This is a genomic window from Cellulomonas sp. P1_C4 (genome assembly GCF_056406355.1).
On sequence record NZ_JBFUAI010000003.1, the window covers coordinates 45529 to 66633 of the forward strand.

At 72.9% G+C, this 21105-nt stretch carries 19 protein-coding genes; 14 read left to right on the top strand and 5 right to left on the bottom strand.

The features are described from left to right. Positions 1 to 9: 9 nt before the first annotated feature. The 8 genes from AC1DYZ_RS02885 to AC1DYZ_RS02920 all read left to right on the top strand — a co-directional run bounded on the left by AC1DYZ_RS02885 (position 10) and on the right by AC1DYZ_RS02920 (position 10490). Positions 10 to 1182, top strand: coding sequence for an FHA domain-containing protein (locus AC1DYZ_RS02885; RefSeq protein ID WP_477063716.1), 1173 nt, complete (start codon positions 10 to 12; stop codon positions 1180 to 1182). Between the two features lie 16 nt (positions 1183 to 1198). Next, positions 1199 to 2626 carry an outer membrane protein assembly factor BamB family protein gene (locus AC1DYZ_RS02890; protein ID WP_477063717.1) on the top strand — a complete coding sequence of 476 codons (1428 nt, stop codon included), beginning with the start codon at positions 1199 to 1201 and terminating at the stop codon, positions 2624 to 2626. A gap of 33 nt (positions 2627 to 2659) precedes the next feature. Next, complete coding sequence (locus AC1DYZ_RS02895) at positions 2660 to 4099, top strand: outer membrane protein assembly factor BamB family protein (protein WP_477063718.1); 1440 nt, start codon at positions 2660 to 2662, stop codon at positions 4097 to 4099. 163 nt (positions 4100 to 4262) lie between these two features. Then, positions 4263 to 6008, top strand: coding sequence for a 2-isopropylmalate synthase (gene leuA / locus AC1DYZ_RS02900; RefSeq protein WP_477063719.1), 1746 nt, complete (start codon positions 4263 to 4265; stop codon positions 6006 to 6008). 255 nt (positions 6009 to 6263) lie between these two features. Beyond that, a complete protein-coding gene (locus tag AC1DYZ_RS02905) occupies positions 6264 to 6713 on the top strand; it encodes an NUDIX hydrolase (protein WP_477063720.1) in 450 nt (149 codons plus the stop codon). A gap of 445 nt (positions 6714 to 7158) precedes the next feature. Further along, on the top strand, positions 7159 to 8913 hold the full coding sequence (locus tag AC1DYZ_RS02910) for an HNH endonuclease (protein WP_477063721.1): 1755 nt from the start codon (positions 7159 to 7161) through the stop codon (positions 8911 to 8913). Between the two features lie 62 nt (positions 8914 to 8975). Further along, entirely contained in the window at positions 8976 to 9707 is a 732-nt protein-coding gene (recO, locus tag AC1DYZ_RS02915) for a DNA repair protein RecO (protein WP_477063722.1), read from the top strand. Continuing rightward, positions 9708 to 10490, top strand: a complete 783-nt coding sequence (locus AC1DYZ_RS02920) for an isoprenyl transferase (protein ID WP_056026541.1) — start codon at positions 9708 to 9710, stop codon at positions 10488 to 10490. Here the strand turns inward: AC1DYZ_RS02920 and AC1DYZ_RS02925 are convergent. Genes AC1DYZ_RS02925 through AC1DYZ_RS02940 form a run of 4 tightly spaced genes read right to left on the bottom strand, consistent with a single transcriptional unit; the run spans position 10475 to position 13689 of the window. Then, positions 10475 to 11038 (bottom strand): DedA family protein, encoded by a 564-nt coding sequence (locus AC1DYZ_RS02925; RefSeq protein ID WP_477063723.1) that lies wholly within the window; start codon positions 11036 to 11038, stop codon positions 10475 to 10477. The genes AC1DYZ_RS02920 and AC1DYZ_RS02925 overlap by 16 nt on opposite strands. Positions 11039 to 11048: 10 nt before the next feature. Next, the gene (locus tag AC1DYZ_RS02930; RefSeq protein ID WP_477063871.1) at positions 11049 to 11957 is read right to left on the bottom strand and encodes a metal ABC transporter permease; all 909 of its coding nucleotides are present in this window, start codon (positions 11955 to 11957) and stop codon (positions 11049 to 11051) included. A 41-nt stretch (positions 11958 to 11998) separates the two neighbouring features. Beyond that, complete coding sequence (locus AC1DYZ_RS02935; RefSeq protein WP_477063724.1) at positions 11999 to 12775, bottom strand: metal ABC transporter ATP-binding protein; 777 nt, start codon at positions 12773 to 12775, stop codon at positions 11999 to 12001. Then, positions 12772 to 13689, bottom strand: coding sequence for a metal ABC transporter substrate-binding protein (locus AC1DYZ_RS02940; protein WP_477063725.1), 918 nt, complete (start codon positions 13687 to 13689; stop codon positions 12772 to 12774). Before AC1DYZ_RS02940 ends, AC1DYZ_RS02935 begins: the two co-directional genes overlap by 4 nt. A gap of 159 nt (positions 13690 to 13848) precedes the next feature. Here AC1DYZ_RS02940 and AC1DYZ_RS02945 point away from each other — a divergent pair, with 159 nt between their 5' ends. The 6 genes from AC1DYZ_RS02945 to dusB all read left to right on the top strand — a co-directional run bounded on the left by AC1DYZ_RS02945 (position 13849) and on the right by dusB (position 20163). Beyond that, positions 13849 to 15234 carry a glycine--tRNA ligase gene (locus tag AC1DYZ_RS02945; protein WP_477063726.1) on the top strand — a complete coding sequence of 462 codons (1386 nt, stop codon included), beginning with the start codon at positions 13849 to 13851 and terminating at the stop codon, positions 15232 to 15234. Between the two features lie 128 nt (positions 15235 to 15362). Next, positions 15363 to 16313 carry an ABC transporter ATP-binding protein gene (locus tag AC1DYZ_RS02950; RefSeq protein WP_477063727.1) on the top strand — a complete coding sequence of 317 codons (951 nt, stop codon included), beginning with the start codon at positions 15363 to 15365 and terminating at the stop codon, positions 16311 to 16313. Next, positions 16310 to 17104 (top strand): ABC transporter permease, encoded by a 795-nt coding sequence (locus AC1DYZ_RS02955; protein WP_477063728.1) that lies wholly within the window; start codon positions 16310 to 16312, stop codon positions 17102 to 17104. The genes AC1DYZ_RS02950 and AC1DYZ_RS02955 overlap by 4 nt, the downstream gene beginning before the upstream one ends. A 50-nt stretch (positions 17105 to 17154) precedes the next feature. After that, positions 17155 to 18345: a sensor histidine kinase gene (locus AC1DYZ_RS02960; protein ID WP_477063729.1), complete on the top strand. Its 1191-nt coding sequence runs from the start codon at positions 17155 to 17157 to the stop codon at positions 18343 to 18345. Continuing rightward, a complete protein-coding gene (locus AC1DYZ_RS02965) occupies positions 18342 to 18953 on the top strand; it encodes a response regulator (protein WP_477063730.1) in 612 nt (203 codons plus the stop codon). The genes AC1DYZ_RS02960 and AC1DYZ_RS02965 overlap by 4 nt, the downstream gene beginning before the upstream one ends. A 25-nt stretch (positions 18954 to 18978) precedes the next feature. Next, positions 18979 to 20163, top strand: a complete 1185-nt coding sequence (gene dusB, locus AC1DYZ_RS02970) for a tRNA dihydrouridine synthase DusB (protein WP_477063731.1) — start codon at positions 18979 to 18981, stop codon at positions 20161 to 20163. 4 nt (positions 20164 to 20167) lie between these two features. Here the strand turns inward: dusB and AC1DYZ_RS02975 are convergent, their stop codons facing one another. Continuing rightward, entirely contained in the window at positions 20168 to 21040 is an 873-nt protein-coding gene (locus AC1DYZ_RS02975) for a carbohydrate kinase family protein (protein ID WP_477063732.1), read from the bottom strand. Positions 21041 to 21105: the final 65 nt, after the last annotated feature.

A 21105-nucleotide genomic window follows, 5' to 3' on the forward strand; every position in this document is an offset into this window, starting at 1 on the left:
GGAGTGCACGTGCCCGACAACCGCCACCAGGTTGAGCACGCGGACCCGGCGTCGATGGGACGTCGGGCCGCGGCGACCGTGCTGGACCTCGCGCTCTGGCTCGTCGTCGGCGGCTGGCTCGTGGTCGTCGGCACCGTGCGCGGGCTCGCCGACGCCGGGCAGCCGGACACCGGGTCGCTGCTCCTCGCCCTGCTCGGCGGTGCGGCGGCCACGCTGTTCGTCGTGGGCCAGTGGATCGTGCACGCCCGGTTCGGCTGGACCGTCGGCCGGCTGGCGACGGGGATCCGCACGCTCGACGTCGAGACGCGCCGACCGATCGGCCTCGCCCGCGTGCTGCTGCGAGCCCTCGTCCTCGCGGCCGGCGCGCTGGCCCTGGGCGTTGGTCTGCTCGTCGTGCTGCTCTCGCCCCTGTTCGACCGGACGGGCCGACGCCGCGGGTGGCACGACCTCGCCGCACGGGACGAGGTGCTCGACCTGCGGTCCGCGCGCGGTCACGGGGGACCGGTGGCTCTTCCTGCGCCGCAGATCCCGGACCCCCGGCCGGCGGCTCCGGCCCGACCCGTGACGACGACCGTGCCGGGCTGGGCGGCGTCGGCCGTCGCGGGCGGCGACGGCGCCGAGCTGCTGGACGTCCTCCTCGACGAGGGACGGCCCTCCGCGCTCGTCCTGGCACCCGTCTCGCCGCAGCGCAGCGGGCCCGACCTCGACACCCGCGCGACGCCGGTGGTCCGGCAGGTCGGGCTCAGCTACGGCCTCGCGCCGGAGCTCGAGATGACCCGCCCCGCGGGGCCGCGCGACGACCTCCTCGCGCAGCCCGTCGACTCGGTCGCGGTGGACCGTGCGGTGGCCGAGCTCGAGCTCTCCGACGGTCGCCGGATCACCGTCGAGCGGACGGCGCTGGTGGGCCGCAACCCGGCGTCGGACGCGGACGTCCAGCTGGTGCGCGTGGTCGACCCCGGGCGCTCGGTGTCCAAGACGCACCTGCAGATCGGCGTCGAGCCCGGTGGCGTCTGGGTGGCGGACCGCGGCTCCACCAACGGCACCGTGGTCACCCTGCCCGACGGCGCGCAGGTGGTCTGCCGCGTCGACCAGCAGGTCCGGCTGCGCGTCGGCTCGACTGTCGTGTTCGGCGACTGTGCCCTGCGTCTGGTGCGGGCTCCCGGAACGCGCTCCACGCCCTAGCAACTAGAGTCGGAGCATGGCGGACCGGCGCCTGGCTGCACGGATGCAGCTCGTCGAGATCGAGGACGCCTCGATCACGGCTCCTCGGTCGCGCCACCCCGACGACGAGCCTCCTCCCGGGATCCCCGCCGCCAGCCACCATCCGGTGCTGCGCTGGTGGCCGCTGGCCGCGGTCGCGGTGGTCTGCCTCGTCGCGGCGACGATGCTCGCGTCCGCCCGGGACCGCGCCTTCGTCCGCCACATCGGGGCCGTCCCCGGCCTGGTGCGGCCGCTGGACGCGGCGCCCGCACCCCTGTGGGAGGTGCCGGGTCGGACGGCCAACGGTGCGGTGCTCGCTGCCGACGGAGCGCTCGTCGTCGTCGGCGAGGGCAACGATGCGTGGGACGTGACGGCGCACGACCCGACGACCGGGGACGTGCTGTGGACCGTCCCGGTCGGGCAGGCACCGCGCAGCGGGTTCGAGAGCGGCGGCGTGACGTGCCCGGCACAGGGCGCCGACGTCGGCTCGCTGGTCCTGTGCCTGGTGCCGCAACCGCGGGTCCTGTACTCCGACGACGCGTCGATCCAGGAGGAGCCACGCATCACGGTCCTGGCCCTGTCCGCCAGTGACGGCACGCGCACCGGTGGCTGGGAGATCCGCGGCGACGTCGTCGGCGTCGAGCGGGTGGACGACGACCTCGTCGTCGGCAGGCTCGCTTCGGACAACCACCTGGAGGTGCAGCGCCGCGACGGCCGGTCGGGCGCGGTCGTCTGGTCGTACAGGACGCCGGCCGACATGGCGCAGCTCCTCAGCGCCTCGATGCGCGTGCTGCCGCCGATCGTCGTGCTCGATGGCGAGTCGACGATCATCCTCGACGCCGGCGACGGTCACACCCTGGTGGCCGGCGCCCGGTTCAGCGGCCTCCAGGCCTCGGCGCTCCGTGGCCGGTTCGCGACCTGGGCGCCCGCCGGTGGCGGCCACATGCACGACGTCGACGGCGCGGAGCTCTACCGGCTGTCGGGCCTGCCCGCTCAGCTGTCGGCCGACGACGGCTCCGAGCCGGCGCGGGTGGTCGTCGACGAGGGCTCGCAGCTGGTGTCGCTCGACCTGGGCACGGGGACCGAGCAGTGGCGCACGGTGTCGATGCTCGACCCGCGCGTGCTCGTCGGCCACCGGCTCGTGGTGTCGGGCGCCGGCACGTACGGGGTGCTCGACGCCTCCGACGGCCGCGAGCTGTGGTCCGTCGACACCGGCGACGCGCTGGGGTGGGAGCCGCTCTCCGACGGCACCCTCGTCCTGGGTCCGGGCCTCTCGCCCGACGGACGGCCGGAGCTGTGGGGGCGCGCGCTCACCGACGGGGTGCGGTACTGGGCGGTCCCGCTGCCCGAGCACGTACGCCACGTCGACGCGGTGGGCGGGCACCTCGTCGTGCAGACGCCCAGCGACCTGATCGTCTACGGCTGACGCGCGGTGGCCCACGGTGGGCTGAAGGCCCCGATGCAGCTYGTCCGGCTCGACGAGGGCGAGGCCCTCCCGGACGAGCCCGCATCCGGACCCGAGCGGCTGCGTGCGTGGGCGGCCCGGCGACCTGCCCGTGCGACGTCGGCGGCCGTCGTCGCGCTGCTCGCGCTGGCCGCTGTCGTCGTGGGGGGCCCGCGGTGGGAGTCGACGCAGGAGCGGACCGCCGTGCTCGGCGAGGCGCGGTTCCCCGGCGCCGTCCGATCTCTGGACCACCAGCCTCGGGTGCGCTGGACGGCCACCGTCGACGGGTCTGTCGCGCCCCTGCTGATCGGCGACGTGATCGTCGCGACGGCCGGAGCCGCCCCGCAGGGACGGCGGATCGTGGGGCTGGACGCCGTGGCCGGCGAGCAGCGGTGGTCCGTGTCCCTGGCTGAGGTTCCGTCGCCGGAGAACGTCCTCTGCCGCTCCCTGGGCGCTGGGCTCGCGTGCGTGGTCGGCCCGGCACCGCCCACCGGCCGGAACCTGCTGGTGCCGGGGGAGGCGACCGGCGACGACGGCACCGCTGCCCTGCTGGTCCTGGACCCCGCCGACGGAACGGTGCTGTCCCGCAGCGAGATCCCCGGGTGGGTGGTGGCGACCGCGCAGGCGGGTCCTGACCTGGTGGTCGCCACGTACGCGCGGGGCATGCTCACGGTGCGCAGGGTCGACCCGGCGACGGGTGCGGCGCGGTGGGAGACCCAGCGGTGGTCCACCTTCCAGTCGGCGTCCAACGGGCGCGTGTCGTTGGTGGCGGCGGCGGGCCTGGTCCTCGCGGCGGGGAACGACGTGACCCTCCTGCTCGACGCGACGACGGGGGAGCGGCTGCCGCGGCCGAAGGGCTCGACGGTGGCTGACCAGACGCGCCTGCTCGAGGACGGCACGCTGGTGCGCACCCGGTACCGCCTGAGCGACGAGGGTGTCGACGCCGTGTCGGAGCTGTCGACCGGCCGCGGCCAGCCGTGGGCCGCGGTGCGCGGGGTGCTCGTGGCACCGGCGACGAGCGACGGGACGTCGGGCCTCGTGTTCGCGGCCGGCGGGCTGGCCGACCAGACGTCCGGCGGGCGGGTGCGGGCGTTCGACCGCGGCTCCGCCGCGCAGGTGTGGCTGGCCACGGCGCCGGCCCCGGAGGTCGCCGTCGACGCGGCCGGGCGCGTGCTGCTGCGCGGTGGCGGCGGGCTCGTCGGGCTGGACGCCGCGACCGGTGAGCAGCTCTGGGCGAGGACGTTCGGCCCCTCGATCGGGCGCGTGTTCACGGACGGTCGGCGGGTGGCGGTCGAGCACGACGCCTCCGACGGCGCGCCGGTGCTCTCCGCCGTGTCGCTCGACGACGGCGCCGCCGCCTGGGAGGTCGCGCTGCCCGTCGGCACCACCCGGGTGGTCCGACTGGGCAGTCAGCTCTATGCCGTGGGTGACGAGGCGCTGGTGGCGCTGCGATGAGACCGGGTTGCAGTGCGCCCCGCGTCTGGGGGTACGGTGACATCGTGCTCGCAGTCACCCTCCTCCTTCTTTGCCGCGACGAGGCCCTCTAGGCCGCATCCTCGTCGCGGTGTCGTGTGTGCCGGCTGACTCCCCGCCGAACCGCCCGAAGGACGAGAAGACCATGACCTACCTGGAGACGAGCGCACAGCAGCCGTCGTCGATGCCGGTGCACAAGTACCGCCCCTTCCACGAGCAGATCCGTGTCGAGCTGCCCGACCGTCGCTGGCCCGACAAGCGCGTGACCCAGGCTCCCCGCTGGTGCGCCGTCGACCTGCGGGACGGCAACCAGGCGCTGATCGAGCCGATGAACCCCGCCCGCAAGCTCGAGATGTTCGAGCTGCTGGTGCAGATGGGCTTCAAGGAGATCGAGGTGGGCTTCCCGTCCGCCTCGCAGACCGACTTCGACTTCGTGCGGATGCTCATCGAGGAGAACCGCATCCCCGACGACGTCGTCATCCAGGTGCTGACGCAGGCGCGAGAGCACCTCATCGAGCGGACGTACGAGGCGATCGCGGGCGCCAAGCAGGCGATCGTGCATCTGTACAACTCCACGTCGACCCTGCAGCGCGAGGTCGTGTTCCGCTCCGACGAGGACGGCATCGTCGACATCGCCGTCTCGGGCGCCCGGTTCTGCAAGAAGTACGAGGAGCTCGTCCCGGACACCGACGTGTACTACGAGTACTCGCCGGAGTCGTACACAGGCACCGAGCTGGAGTACGCGCTGCGCATCTGCAACGCCGTGCTCGAGGTGCTGGAGCCGACGCCGGACCGCAAGGTGATCATCAACCTGCCGGCCACGGTCGAGATGGCGACGCCCAACGTCTACGCCGACTCGATCGAGTGGATGAGCCGCAACCTGCGCTACCGCGAGAGCGTCGTGCTGTCGCTGCACCCGCACAACGACCGCGGCACCGCGGTGGCCGCCGCCGAGCTGGGCTACCTGGMCGGCGCGGACCGCATCGAGGGCTGCCTGTTCGGCAACGGCGAGCGCACCGGCAACGTCTGCCTGGTGACCCTCGGCATGAACCTGTTCAGCCAGGGCGTCGACCCGCAGCTGGACTTCTCCGACATCGACCACATCCGCCGCACCGTCGAGCGTTGCAACCAGCTACCCGTCAACGAGCGGCACCCGTACGGCGGGGACCTGGTGTTCACGGCGTTCTCCGGCTCGCACCAGGACGCGATCAAGAAGGGCCTGACCGCCCTCGAGGCGTCGGCGGAGCGCCAGGGCAAGACCGTCGACGACGTCGTGTGGGCCGTCCCGTACCTGCCGATCGACCCGAAGGACGTGGGCCGGTCGTACGAGGCGATCATTCGCGTGAACTCGCAGTCGGGTAAGGGCGGCATCTCCTACCTGATGAAGTCCGAGAAGGACCTGGACCTGCCGCGCCGGCTGCAGATCGAGTTCTCGCAGGTGGTGCAGAAGCACACCGACCAGCACGGCACCGAGGTCACGGCCGACGAGCTCTGGCACATCTTCAACGACGAGTACCTGCCGGTAGAGCCGGGCAGCCCCTTCGCGCCGTGGGGGCGGTTCTCGCTGCGCGGCACGCGAGGCACGAGCGTCGAGGACGGGCCGGACACGCTCGAGGTGGACCTCGTTGACCGTGGCGTGCCCCGCACGCTGCAGGGCTCCGGCAACGGTCCGGTCGCGGCGTTCGTCGCGGCCGTGAAGACCCTCGGGGTCGACGTGGCCGTGCTCGACTACGCCGAGCACGCGCTCTCGTCGGGCGGCGACGCCACGGCCGCCGCGTACGTGGAGTGCGCCATCGGTGACGAGATCCTGTGGGGCGTCGGCATCGACCCCTCGATCACGACCGCCTCGCTCAAGGCGATCATCTCGGCGGTCAACCGGCACGAGCGCTGACGTCGGCCGACCCGCGCCGACCTCGCCCGCTTTCCGCCCGTTCTCGGCCCCTGCTCTGCCCCGCGGCGGCGACACGCCCGCCGTCCCGGGGCGCGCGCGGCTCCCGTCGGCAACCCCGACGACGCCACGCGCCACTCGCGCCGCCGACCCTCACCCGCCTCACCGTCACCACCCTTCGACGGGAGCGGGCCGACGAGGAGTCGGCGGCGCGGGCCCGTCGACCATCTCGCACGGGTCCGGTCTACGGTGGCTGCCGTGCGCTTCCAGGTCGTCCCCGCCGCCTACGTCGTTCTCCGCCGCGACGACGAGGTCCTGCTCCAGCTGCGGCGCGGCACCGGCTACATGGACGGGCACTGGGCATGCGCGGCCGCCGGGCACGTCGAGCGGGGCGAGTCGGTGATCGCCGCCGCGATCCGCGAGGCGCGCGAGGAGCTCGGCATCGACGTCGCCGCTGCCGACCTCGTCGGGCTCACCGGCATGCATCGCACGAACGGGACCGGCGACCCGATCGACGAGCGGGTGGACTGGTTCTTCGAGTGCCGCCGATGGGTGGGCGAGCCCGCGCTCCAGGAGCCCGACAAGGCCGCCGACCTGCGCTGGTACTCCCTCGCAGCGCTGCCCCACCCCGTCGTGCCACATGAGCACGCGGTGCTGGACGCACTCGCTCACGGATCCGTTCCGGCTGTGATGACCTTCGGCTTCTGACGTCGGCCGGGGGCCACACAACCTGACCCGGATGTGGACAAACCGAGCGGATCGAACGCATGTTCGATAGACTGCCCACGTGAGATTCACTCCAGCCGACGCGACGCGCGACTCCGGCGCGATGACGCGCGACGCGATGACGCGCGACGCGATAACGCGAGGAGTGGGTGCGTGCGACGAAGACGCGTACGACGTGACCGCGTGCGACGGGTCTGCACCCGATTTCGCTGCATGCCGTGTCGTTTTGTGTGACGCACCTGACGGGCCCAGGGTCGCCGTCGACGCGAAGTCGGTCGGTGAGTCTTCGCGCGAGGCGGCCGCCCCGGATGTCGGTGCGCACCCTCGGGCTGCCGTCGACGCGGGCATGGTGGGGCGGTGGTGTCGCGAGCTCATGCGAGGACTCGACGACTCGCAAGAGCTGGCCCGCGGCGCACGGGAGTGGACGGTGTCGGACGTCGCATCGGGGAGCCCCGACGTCCGCGCGGAGGGTGCCGCCGGCCCGAGCGCGGCGCAGGTGGATCTGATCGCCGCCCTGGAGGCCCTGAAGTCCGCGGCGTGCGCGCTCCAGGCGGAGGCAGCGGTCGCGCTCGACCGTGCGGAGCGAAACCGACAGGCGCTCGAGGGCGTGCCTGCGAGGCGCCGCGGACTGGGCGTCGCCGCCCAGGTGGGCCTGGCGCGCCGCGAGTCGCCGCACCGCGGTGCGGCACTCCTCGGTGCCGCCAAGGTGTGGCTCGCCGAGATGCCGCACACGTTCTGCGCTCTACGCGCGGGGCGGCTCTCGGAGTACGGCGCGATGCTGCTCGTCCAGGAGACCGCCTGCCTGGAGGCCGAGGATCGCCGAGAGGTCGACGCCCTGCTCTGCTCCGACTTGTCGGCGTTGGAAGGGGTCGGGACGCGGCAGCTCGTGGCGTCGGCGCGCGGGCATGCGGCGCGGCTCGATCCGTCGGCGGTCGTGCGTCGCGCGCGGCGTGCCGAGTCGGAGCGCTGCGTGACCTTGCGGCCCGCCCCGGACACGATGACCTACCTCACGGCGTTGCTCCCGGTGGCGCAGGGTGTGGCGGTCTACGCCGCCCTCGGCCGTGCCGCCGACGCCGCGTTGGCACTCCCGGCAGCTGGAGCTCCACAGGACGGGGTCAGTGGCGACGGGCCAGCGTCGAAGAGCCTGGACGAGCCAGTTCGGGCGCAGCGGGGGCGCGGGCAGATCATGGCGGACACCCTCGTGGAGCTCGTCACCGGTCAGTCGAGCGCGTCGGCGGTGCCAGTCACGGTGAACCTCGTCATCAGCGACTCGGCGCTGCTGGGCGCCGGCCACGAACCCGGCCATCTGCCGGGTGGCGGCCCGGTGCCCGCGCAGGTCGCCCGTGAGCTCGTGGCCGCCGGGATCAATGCCGACGCGGCGTGGCTGCGGCGGCTCTACGCCGATCCCGGCAGTGACCTGGTCTCGATGACCTCCCGGGCGCGGTTCTACCCTGACGGGTTGGCCGAGTTCCTGCGGATCCGCGACCAGGGGATCTGTCGAACCCCGTACTGCGGGGCGCCCGTCCGACACATCGACCACATCGTCCCGGCCGCGGCCGGCGGACCGACGACCGCCGAGAACGGCGAGGGCCTCTGCGTCGCCTGCAACCTGGCGAAGGAAGCGCCCGGATGGGCCCGAAGGCCGGTCCAGCGGGCGGGGCCGGGACACGCGGTGCTGACGACGACGCCCACCGGCCACCAGTACCTGGGTCGCGCCCCGAGCCTGCCCACACCGAGCGCATCGGCAGAATTCACCGGAGCCGAAGGGCTGCGCGCGAGGCTGCCCGGCGGCGTGCCAGCCACCAGGTCGATGGCCGTCGCCAGGGCCGAACGAGACCCTGCGATGCTCGCCGGCACGTCGCGAACCGAGCGCGAGAGCGACGTGGGAGTGGCGAGGGGCCCGGCCGCGCGCGAAAGCGACCCTTGTCTGACGATCGAGGCGGGCGCGCGGGAGAGCCACCCGCGCTCGACAATCGAGGCAGGCGCGCGGGAGAGCAACCCGCGTTCGACGATCGAGGCGGTCGCGCGGGAGAGCAACCCGCGTTCGACGATCGAGGCCGTCGCGCGCGAGAGCGACTCACGTGCGGCGATCGATMGAGCCGCGCACAAGAGCGACGTGCGTTCCGTGATCGACGTGTGCTTCTCGGGGCTCGTCGCCGAGTACGGGGACTTCGCCGCCTGATCGGCGCCGGTCGCCTCCGCGCGCCGACGGGGACTGTGGGTGCCGCGGGGGACAATGAGCGGGTGAGCCTCTACCGCGATGAGGCGATCGTCCTGCGCACCCATAAGCTGGGGGAGGCCGACCGCATCGTCACCCTCCTGACCCGGTCGCACGGCAAGGTCCGTGCCGTCGGCAAGGGGGTCCGCCGCACGACGTCGCGGTTCGGGTCGCGCCTGGAGCCGTTCATGTACGTCGACCTCCAGCTGAGCACCGGCCGCAACCTCGACATCGTCACGCAGGCGGAGACGCTGGGCGCGTTCGGGCGCCGGATCTGCGAGGACTACACGCTCTACACGGCCGGCACGGTGATGCTGGAGACCGCGGACCGGCTGGTCGAGGCGGAGCACGAGCCGTCTCTGCAGCAGTACTGGCTGCTGGTCGGCGCGGTGAAGGCGCTGGCGTACCGCGACCACGCGCCCGGCCTCGTGCTCGACTCCTACCTGCTCCGGGCGCTGGCCGTGGCGGGCTGGGCGCCCAGCTTCACCGACTGCGCGCGCTGCGGCGAGCCAGGTCCGCACTCCGCGTTCGCCGTGGCGTCGGGCGGGGCCGTGTGCCGGGCGTGCAGGCCGCCGGGAGCGGCGGCTCCGGCGCCCGAGACGTTCGAGCTGCTGGCGGCACTGCTTGCGGGAGACTGGTCCGTCGCCGACGCCAGCGCCGAGCGGCACCGCGGTGAGGGCAACGGCCTGGTCGCCGCGTTCTGCCAGTTCCACCTCGAGCGCCAGCTGCGCTCGCTCCCGATGGTCGAGAGGGTCTGAATGCCGGTCCCACCCCCGCCGCACCCCAGCGGCGAACGCGCTCCTGCGATCCCGAAGGAGTTCGTGCCTCGGCACGTGGCCGTCGTCATGGACGGCAACGGCCGGTGGGCCAACGCCCGCGGGCTGCCGCGCACGGCCGGGCACGCCGCCGGAGAGGCGTCGCTGCTCGACGTCGTCGCGGGGGCCATCGAGGTCGGCGTCGAGTACGTGTCGGCGTACGCGTTCTCCACGGAGAACTGGTCGCGGTCGCCCGACGAGGTGCGCTTCCTCATGGGCTTCAACCGGGACGTGCTGCGGCGTCGGCGAGACCTCATGAACTCGTGGGGGGTGCGGGTGCGCTGGGCCGGTCGGCGGCCGAAGCTGTGGCGCTCGGTGATCAACGAGCTCGAGACGGCCGAGGAGCTGACCAGGAACAACTCCACGGTGACCCTGACCATGTGCGTGAACTACGGCGGTCGGGCCGAGATCGCCGACGCCGCGCAGGCCATCGCTCGCGAGGTCGCGGCGGGCCGGGTGAAGCCGGACAAGGTCAACGAGAAGCTCTTCGCGCGCTACCTCGACGAGCCAGATCTGCCCGACGTCGACCTGTTCCTGCGGTCGTCGGGGGAGCAGCGGACGTCGAACTTCATGATCTGGCAGGCGGCCTACGCCGAGCTGGTGTTCCTGGACGAGCCGTGGCCCGACGTCGACCGCCGGCACCTGTGGCGGGCGGTCGAGACCTACGCCCGACGGGACCGCCGGTACGGCGGAGCGGTGGACAAGCCGGGTCAGACCTCGGCCTGAGCGGGGACGTCAACCGAACGGCGCGCCCGGCGCAGCAGACGCCGGCGCACGAGCCACACGATCCCGGCGACGAGCACGACGGCCGCGCCGAGCAGCGCCCACGGCGACTGCGCGAACAGTGCCAGCGCGCCCCACACCGCACCGAACCCGACGGTCGCCCACACCACGGCCCAGACGAGCGCGCCCGGGATCGAGGCGAGGGTGAAGCGCAGGTAGGGCATCTTGATGAGCCCGGCCGAGGCGAAGATCGCCGTCTGCAACCCGATGGTCATGTAGGCGAGGGTGACGGCGATCGCGCCCCACCGGCGGACCAGGTCGAGCCCCCGCTGCGCGGTGCGCGTGTCCGTCCACGCCTCGAGGCGCATCATCGTGGCGTGCCACCAGCCGGGTGCGCCCTCGGTCTCGTGCACGGCCTGCGCGCCCCGCACGACCCCTCGGCCTGCCCAGTAGGTGGCGTGCGAGCGGGCGAAGACGATGGCGAAGAGCACGACGACGGCGATGCCGAGGGAGGCGCCTCCCAGGCCGTACGCGTCGCGGACGTCGGTCACGGGCCCGATTCTACGGCTTGGGTGAGGTAGTCCTTACCTCGAGATCGTCGTGCACGTCATCCACCAGCAGCACGTCGTCGACCATGTCCGGGTGCGGGTCGCTCGGGGGCTGCGGGCGTGAGAAGAGCGGCCGCAGGCTCGCCGCGACGGCATAGACCAGGATGGCGAGCACGACGATGGTGGCGCCGGGTGGGATGTCCTGCCAGTAGGTGAGCACTAGCCCGACCACGCTGACGACGACGCCGATGACGCTGGCCAGCGTCATGGTCCTGCCGAACGAGCGCGCGAACAGCTGGGCGATCGCCACGGGCACGATCATCAGCGCGCTGACCAGCAGCAGGCCGACGACGCGCATCGCGATCGTCACCGTGAGGGCGGCGATGACGGCGACGATCATCGACAGGAAGCGCACGGGCAACCCGCTGGCCCGCGCGAACTCCTCGTCGTGGCTGACGGCGAACAGGGCGGTCCGCAGGCCGATGCCGACGGTGAGCACCAGCGCGGCGAGCCCCGCGGTCCACCACAGGTCGGTGGTCGAGACGGTGGAGATGGAGCCGAACAGGTAGCTGATGAGGTTGGCGTTGGTGCCGCCGGCCACCTTGATGAGCAGCACGCCGCCCGCGATGCCGCCGTAGAACATCAGGGCGAGGGCCAGGTCGCCGCTGGTGCGTCCACGCTCGCGCACGAGCTCGATGATGACGGAGCCGACGATGGCGGCGATGACCGCGCCGGGCACGGCGAGCGCGTCCTGCGGCACCAGCCCGGCCCAGCTGCCGACGAGCCAGCCGAGCGCCACGCCGGTGAGGGCGACGTGCCCGATGCCGTCGCCCATGAGGGCCATCCGGCGCTGCACGAGGAAGGTGCCGACGACGGGCGCGCATGCGCCGACGAGGATGGCGGCGATGAGCGCCCGCTGCATGAGCGGCGAGCTGAGCAGCTCGACCACCTGGTCCCACGCGGTCACGGGTTCACCTCCACCGACAGGGACGGCCCGGAGCGCGGCGGCTCGGGATCGGGGTGCGCGTGCGTGTGGTCGTGCCACTCCCCGGCGTGCTCGTCGCKGGCGCGGGGCGGGGCGCCGTCGTGCGCGACGCGGCCGTGCCGCAGCACGATCGCGCGGTCGATGAGCGGCGCGAACGGACCCAGCTCGTGCAGGATCACCACGACCGTGGTGCCGGCGTCGTGCAGGCGGCTGATCGTGTCCACGAACGTCGCCTGCGTGGGGATGTCGATGCCCGACGTCGGCTCGTCCAGCACGAGCAGGTCGGGGTCGCGGACCAGCGCCCGGGCGATGAGCACGCGCTGCTGCTGGCCGCCGGACATCTCGTGCACCCGTTGGAACGCCCGGTCGCCCAGCCCGACGTCGGCGAGCGCCGCCATGGCGCGTCCACGGTGCCCGCGCGGGGGACGCAGAGAGCGGCCGTGCAGGAGCCCGGACGTCACCACCTCGTAGGCGGTCGCGGGGACGCCCGCGGCAGCGGGGAGCCTCTGCGGCACGTAGCCGATGCGGTTCCACGGTGCGGTGGGTCCGAGATCGATGCCGAACAGCTGCACGCGGCCCGCGGTGCGGGGGATGACGCCGAGCAGGGTGCGCACGAGCGTCGACTTGCCCGACCCGTTGGCGCCGAGCAGGGCGAGCACCTCGCCGGTGGGGACCGTGAGGTCGATGCCGTCGAGGATCGGCTGGCCGCCCAGGGTCACGCCGAGGCCGGTCGCCTCGATCACGGGGGTGCTCACGAGCAGGACAATGCCATGCGGAGGGCGTCGAGGTTGCGCTCGGCGATGGAGAAGTAGTCGTCGGCGGGGTCCGCGAGACCCTCGATCGGGTCCAGCACCGCGCTCTCGATGCCCAGGTCGTTGGCCAGCGTCTCCGAGACCTTCGGGCTGACCAGGCTCTCGAAGAAGATCGTGCTGACGTCCTGGTCGCGCACGATCTTCTCGACCGCGGMGAGGMGCGCGGGAGACGGCTCGGCCTCGGGATCGACACCGGAGATGCCGACCTGGTCGAGGTCGTACCGGTCCGCTAGGTAGCCGAACGCCTGGTGCGCGGTGACGAAGGTGCGCGTCTCGCACGTGGTCAGGCCCGTGGCGTAGGCCGCGTCGAGGTCCTCGAGCTTCTGGTTCAGCGCCGCGGCGTTCGCGGCATACGTCTCCGCGCCCGCCGGGTCGATCGCGCCGAGCTCCGACGCGACGTCGTCGACGACCGACGGCAGCCTGCTGGGGTCGAGCCAGAAGTGCGGGTCGAGGGCGCCGTGGTCGTGGTCCTTGTGACCACGCTCCTCCGCCGGCGTCATCAAGGTCGTGTCGTTCGCGGCGTCCACCACGTGCGCGGGGGAGGTCTGGGCCACGGCGTCGTCGACGGCTGCCTGGAATCCCGACAGGTAGACGACGAGGTCGGCCCRGTCGATGCGCGAGACCTGCGCGGGGGACAGCTCCACGTCGTGCGGCTCGGCACCGGGGGGCGTCAGCGAGCGCACGGTCACCCGGTCGCCGCCCACCTGCTCGGTGATGAACTGCAGCGGGTAGAACGACGCCATCACGTCGAGGGTGCCCTCGGCGACGCCGGGATCGTCCGCGCAGCCGGCCAGCAGCAGTGGGACGAGCGCCAGCGGCGCGAGCACCCGCCGTCGGCGTCGCGGAATGATGGACATGACGATCATTCTCAGTTGGGCGAGAACCGTTGTCAAAACGGTCCCGGCCGCCGACGGGTAGCCTGGGCAGCGCCTTGTGCCCCACCGCGACGATCGGCGTCGCGGTCCACCCGCCCGCGACACCCAGCCGCGGGCGCCACCACCCTGGAGTGATCGATCGTGGCTGCACCCTCCCGCCTGGATTCCGTCGTCTCCCTCGCCAAGCGGCGCGGGTTCGTCTTCCCGAGCGGTGAGATCTACGGCGGTACCCGGTCCGCGTGGGACTACGGACCGCTGGGCGTCGAGCTCAAGGAGAACATCAAGCGTCAGTGGTGGCGCACGATGGTGACCAGCCGCGACGACATCGTCGGCCTCGACTCGTCGGTGATCCTGCCCCGGCAGGTCTGGGTCGCGTCCGGCCACGTCGGCGTCTTCACCGACCCGCTGACGGAGTGCCTGAACTGCCACAAGCGGTTCCGCGAGGACCACATGCTCGAGGAGTTCGAGGAGAAGAAGGGTCGCGCGCCCGAGAACGGCCTGGCCGACATCGCGTGCCCGAACTGCGGCACCCGCGGCCAGTGGACCGAGCCCCGCGACTTCAACATGATGCTCAAGACCTACCTCGGCCCGGTCGAGGACGAGTCCGGCCTGCACTACCTGCGGCCCGAGACCGCCCAGGGCATCTTCGTGAACTTCAAGAACGTCTACTCGACCGCGCGCATGCGCCCGCCGTTCGGCATCGGTCAGATCGGCAAGTCGTTCCGCAACGAGATCACGCCGGGCAACTTCATCTTCCGCACGCGCGAGTTCGAGCAGATGGAGATGGAGTTCTTCGTCGAGCCCGGCACGGACGAGACCTGGCACCAGTACTGGATCGACCAGCGCACGGACTGGTACGTGGACCTGGGCATCTCGCGCGACAACCTGCGCCACTTCGAGCACCCGCAGGAGAAGCTGTCGCACTACTCGAAGCGGACCGTCGACATCGAGTACCGCTTCGGCTTCCAGGGCAGCGAGTGGGGCGAGCTCGAGGGCATCGCCAACCGCACCGACTTCGACCTCAAGACGCACAGCGAGCACTCGGGCCAGGACCTGTCGTTCTTCGACCAGGCCAAGAACGAGCGCTACATCCCGTACGTCATCGAGCCGGCGGCCGGCCTGACCCGCTCGCTCATGGCGTTCCTGGTCGAGTCCTACTACGAGGACGAGGCGCCCAACACCAAGGGCGGCGTCGACACCCGCACGGTGCTCAAGCTCGACCCGCGCCTGGCGCCGGTCAAGGCCGCGGTCCTGCCGCTGTCCCGCAACGAGTCTCTGTCGCCCAAGGCGCGCGACCTGTCCGCCGAGCTCCGCAAGAACTGGAACGTCGAGTTCGACGACGCCGGCGCGATCGGCCGCCGCTACCKCCGCCAGGACGAGATCGGCACGCCGTTCTGCATCACGGTCGACTTCGACACGCTCGACGACCAGGCCGTCACCATCCGGCACCGTGACGACATGACGCAGGAGCGCGTGGCCCTGGACAAGGTCACCGGCTACCTCGCGCAGCACCTCGTCGGCGCCTGACCGCACGCGATTCGAGACGCCCGTCCCGTTCGCGGGGCGGGCGTCGTCGTCTCCGCATGACATCCGTCATGCCTGGCTCGTGACGTGCGACGGGGGAGCGGCGCCCGGTCGCCCGTCAGGATCGAGCCATGACCTTCACCGACACCCTTCCCACGCCGGCCCCGGCCGGCTCGGGACCGCTGGCGATCGAGCTGCGCGGTCTGCACAAGTCCTTCGGCACCGTGCGTGCCGTCGATGGGATCGACCTGGCGGTCACGCCGGGTGAGGTCGTCGCTTTCCTCGGCCCCAACGGCGCCGGCAAGACGACCACGATCGACATGCTGCTCGGCCTGGCCCAGCCCGACCAGGGTTCGGTGTCGGTGCTCGGGCTCGACCCCAGCCGCGCGATCGCCGAGGGCCGGGTCTCGGCCGTCATGCAGACCGGCGGCCTCCTCAAGGACCTCACGGTGGGCGAGACGGTCGAGCTCACGGCGTCGTTCTTCCGGTCGTCGCGGTCCGCGAGCGAGGTGCTCGGGCGGGCCGGCATCGCCGACATCGCCGACCGCAAGGTGGGCAAGTGCTCCGGCGGCCAGCAGCAGCGGCTCCGGTTCGCGCTCGCGCTGCTGCCCGACCCGGACGTCCTGGTCCTCGACGAGCCGACGACCGGTATGGACGTCGAGGGGCGCCGCGACTTCTGGACCGCGCTGCGTGCCGACGCCTCGCGCGGCCGGACGATCCTGTTCGCGACGCACTACCTCGAGGAGGCCGACGCCTACGCCGACCGGATCGTGCTGGTCAGCCACGGCCGGATCGTCGCCGACGGGTCCGCCGCGCAGGTGAAGAACATGGCCTCGGGCCGGCTGGTCACGGCCACCCTGCCTGAGATGACGGCCGCGGAGCACACCGCCCTGCAGGCCATCCCCGGCGTGCAGTCCGTCGAGCAGCGCCGCGACCGCATCCTCGTGCACACGTCGGACTCCGACGGCGTCGCACGCCACCTGCTCACCGCCACCGCGGCGAGCGACGTCGAGATCACCGCCCGCGGGCTCGAGGACGCGTTCCTCGCCCTCACCGGCGACACCAAGGGGAGTGCAGCATGAGCGCCGCCGCCGCGACCGTCTCCGCCGTCACGACAAAGGATCGGACACCCCGCACGGGGCTGGTCAACGGCCCGTTCCTGTCCATCGAGCTGCGCCGCCTGGTGCGCAACCGGCGCACGGTGATCTTCACGCTGATCATGCCGCCGGCGTTCTTTCTCATCTTCGGAACGGCCGACGCCTACAAGACCCAGTCCGTCGGCAACGGCAACGTCACCGCCTTCATCATGGTCTCGATGGCGCTCTACGGCGCGATGCTGGCCACCACGAGCGGCGGCGCGAGCGTGTCCGTCGAGCGCTCGCAGGGGTGGACGCGCCAGCTGCGGCTCACGCCCTTGCGCCCGGCGACGTACGTCTTCACCAAGGTGGCGGTCGCCATGGTGATGGGGCTCGCGGCGGTCGTCGTCGTCGCGGCCGTGGGGCTGCTCAGTGGAGCGACGGGTGACACAGGCGCGCTCGTCGCGTCCCTGGGGCTCGCCTGGCTCGGGTCCGTGGTCTTCGCCGCCTTCGGCCTCTTCATGGGCTACCTGCTGCCCGCCGAGAACGTCATGCAGATCCTGGGTCCCGTGCTCGCGCTGCTGGCCTTCGCGGGCGGCCTGTTCGTCCCGCTCGGCGACGGCCTGTTCGCGGACATCGCCAAGGTGGTCCCCACCTACGGCCTGGCGGAGATCGTCCGGGCGCCGCTCACCGGTGAGACGCCCAGCATCTGGGCCGTGATCAACGTGGTCGGCTGGGCGGCGGTGTTCGTCGGCGGAGCGGCGTGGCGGTTCCGCCGCGACACGGCGCGCGTGTGACCAGCAGCTCCGTCGGCCCGACCGGCCACCGCCCGGATACCGTGGACGCTGTGACCAGCAGCGAGGTTCCGGGCGGCGGCCGGTCGGCGCCGCGCTGGGGCGGCCGCGAGGCGTTCATCGGCGACGACGGACCGTTCCGCCCGCGGACGCGGCGGGTCATGCGCGTCGTCGGCCCGGTCATGGGGATCGTCTGGGCGGTCTTCCTGCTCCAGCCGTGGCAGGCCGCGTGGGACGCGCCGCACGGCGTCGAGCGGACGCTGTCGCTGCTCGCCATCGCGGGGCTGGCCGTGAGCTTCGGCTGGGTGGTACTGACCCGCGCGGGACCGCACGGCAGCCGCTTGCCCGACCCGCGCTCCTGGTTCGTGCTCCTCCAGCAGGTGGTCCTCGTCGCGATCGCCTGCATGGCCGCCGACGAGCAGGGCCTGGTCGGCCTCGTCTTCGTCTGCGTGTCCGCGATCTTCCTGCTGCGCGACCCGCGCGCGCTGCTGGTCGCGGTGTTCTCGACCGTTGTCATCCTTGTCGTCCCCCGGCTCGTGCCCGGCTGGGACACCATCGACGACCTGGTCATCTCGGTGATCCTGGCCTCCGTCGCCGTGTACGGCTTCACGCAGCTGGTCCTGCGCAACCGGCAGCTGGCGCTCGCGCAGGACGAGGTCGCCGTGCTTGCCGTCGAGCGGGAGAGGGAGCGCATCGCGCGCGACATGCACGACATCCTCGGGCACAGCCTGACCGTGATCGCGGTCAAGGCGGAGCTCGCCGGCAAGATGTTCGACGTCGACGTCGAGCGCGCGCGCGCCGAGATCGCCGAGGTGCAGGGCCTGGCGCGGGCCGCGCTCGCGGACGTGCGCGGCATGGTCTCGGCCACCCGCGCGGTCACGCTGGCCGGCGAGCTGGCCGGCGCGCGGCAGGCGTTCGACTCGGCGGGCGTCGAGGCCGACGTCCCGGGCACCGTCGACCAGGTGCCCGACGACCTCCGCGAGCTGTTCGCCTGGGCGCTGCGCGAGGGGACGACGAACGTGCTGCGGCATGCTGCGGCGTCGCGGGTGCGGGTGACCATGACGTCCGACACGCTCGTCGTCGACGACGACGGGTACGGGCCCGCGAACACCGAGGTGGTGCCCGGCAACGGGCTGCGCGGGCTCTCGGAGCGCGCGAGGCAGGTCGGGGCGCACGTCGAGGTCTCCGCGAGCCCGCTGGGCGGCTACCAGCTCCTGGTCACGACGAAGAACGGCGCCCGATGATCCGCCTGCTCCTGGCCGACGACCAGGCCCTCGTCCGCGGAGCCCTCGCCGCCCTGCTCGACCTGGAGTCGGACCTCACGGTGGTCGCGCAGGTGGGCCGGGGCGACGAGGTGCTCCACGCCGCCCGGCAGAACGCCGCCGACGTCGCGCTGCTCGACGTCGAGATGCCCGGCATGGACGGGATCGCCGCCGCCGCGGAGCTCAAGGCGCGCTACCCGGCGTGCCGCTCGCTCATCGTCACCACGTTCGGGCGCCCCGGCTACGTGCGCCACGCGCTCGATGCCGGGGCCAGCGGGTTCGTCGTCAAGGACACCCCGGCGGAGCAGCTCGCCGACGCCGTCCGCCGCGTGCACCGCGGCCTGCGCGTGATCGACCCGGACCTCGCGGTGGAGTCCCTGACGGTCGGCGCCAACCCGCTGACCGAGCGCGAGCGCGCCGTGCTCGTCGTCGCCGCGACCGGCGGGACCGTCGCCGACATCGCCCGCGAGACCTTCCTGTCCGAGGGGACGGTGCGCAACTACCTGTCGGCGGCCATGGGCAAGACCGGCGGACGCACGCGCGCCGAGGCCGCCCGGCTGGCGCAGGAGAACGGCTGGTTGCTGGGCTGATCCTGCAGTGGGGGACAATGGGGGCATGACCCTGACGACTCCTGCGGTTCCGGCGCGCTCCGGCGCCGTGCTCCCGCCGTTGCGCATCGGGCCCCTGACCATCGACACCCCGGTGGTCCTGGCGCCCATGGCGGGGGTCACGAACGCCGCATTCCGCCGCCTGTGCCGCGAGTCCGGCGCCGGGCTGTACGTCGCCGAGATGGTCACGTCCCGCGCCCTGGTCGAGCGCGGCGAGGAGTCGATGCGGATCATCTCGCACGAGCCCGACGAGCGTCCGCGGTCCGTCCAGGTGTACGGCGTCGACCCCGCGACCGTCGGTGCCGCGGTCCGCCTCATTGCCTCCGAGGACCGCGCCGACCACGTCGACCTCAACTTCGGCTGCCCGGTGCCCAAGGTCACGCGCCGCGGCGGGGGAGCGGTGCTGCCCTGGAAGCGGGACCTGTTCCGCAACATCGTCACGGCCGCGGTCGACGCCGCGAGCCCGTACGGCGTCCCGGTCACCGTGAAGATGCGCAAGGGCATCGACGACGACCACCTGACGTACCTCGAGGCCGGCCTCGTTGCGCAGGAGGTCGGCGTCGCGGCCGTCGCGCTGCACGCCCGCACGGCCGCCGACTACTACTCCGGCACGGCCGACTGGGACGCGATCGCCCAGCTCAAGCAGGCGGTCACCGACATCCCGGTGCTGGGCAACGGCGACATCTGGTCCGCTGAGGACGCCCTGGAGATGGTCGCGCAGACCGGCTGCGACGGGGTGGTCGTCGGCCGCGGCTGTCAGGGCCGCCCGTGGCTGTTCGCCGACCTCGCCGCCGCGTTCGCCGGCTCCGACGAGCGCATCAAGCCGGGCCTCGGGTACGTCGCGACGATCGTCCGGCGGCACGCGGAGCTGATGGTCGAGCACTTCGGCGACGAGGGCAAGGCGCTGCGCGAGATGCGCAAGCACATGGCCTGGTACTTCAAGGGCTACGTCGTCGGCGGGGAGACCCGGGCCGCCCTCGGGCTGGTGTCGACGATGGCGGAGCTCGACGAGCGTCTCGCACGCCTCGACCTCGAGCAGGGCTACCCGGGCGCCGGCGCCGAGGGTCAGCGCGGCCGCGCCGGATCGCCGAAGCGCCCGCTGCTGCCGTACGGCTGGCTGGACTCACGCGACCTGTCCGAGGAGTTCGCCAAGGCCCTGCACGAGGCCGAGCTGAGCGTCTCCGGCGGCTGACGCCTCAGACGCGCCGGACGGCCACACCCACTCGGTCGAGGGCCGCGGGCGTGGCGGACGGTGCCCCCAGGTCGGGGGTCGTCACGGCGAGCGCGCCGGCGGCCGACGCGCGCGCGAGCGCCCGCTCGACGGCCAGACCRTCGAGCACGCCGCTGAGCAGTCCCGCGAGGAACGCGTCGCCCGCACCGTTGGTGTCGACGACCTCGGCCACCGGTGCGGCCGGCACCTCGATCCAGCCGTCCGCGTCGAGCGCGAGCGCACCGGCGGCGCCGTTGGTGCACACCGCGAGCCGGCACCCGCGGGCGACCGCGTCGGCGAGGTAGGCGCGGGGGTCGGCCAGCCTCGCTGCGCTGACCAGCAGCACGTCCGCGGCCGCGACGAAGTCGCGCGGGTAGTCGGCCACGCCGTCGTCGTCGTGGACGTCGCACCACACGGGTACGCCTGCGGCCCGGGCGGCGGGCAGGAGCGGGCGGCTGTGGTCGGCGAGGTCGAGGACGGCGGCGTCGACGCTGTCGAGCGAGGGCAGGCGACTGGGTCCCGGGGACGGCAGCTCCAGGTAGATCGACACGCGGGAGCCGTCGTCGGCCATGAGGTTGACGTGCCGCTCCGTGCGTTCCGCGCCCTGCGCGACGAGCGAGATCCGCGGGTGGGTGAGCGCGGCCAGCACCAGTCCTCCCTCCCGGTCGTCGCCGAGCGCGGTCCGCAGCGTGACGTCGACGCCGAGCGCGGCCAGCGTGAGCGCCTTGCCCGCCGACGTCCCGCCGAGGCCGTCGTGGTGGCCGCTTGCGAAGAGCGTCTGCGAGCGGGGCTCGGGCAGGGCCGCGAGCCGGACGAGGGTGTTCCAGGAGGCGGGACCGTTGACGAGGACGCGAGGCACGGCGACCACCTTAGGAGCGACGCGGTGGCGCCGACCGTGACGGCGCACCGGGAGTCTCGAGGTCC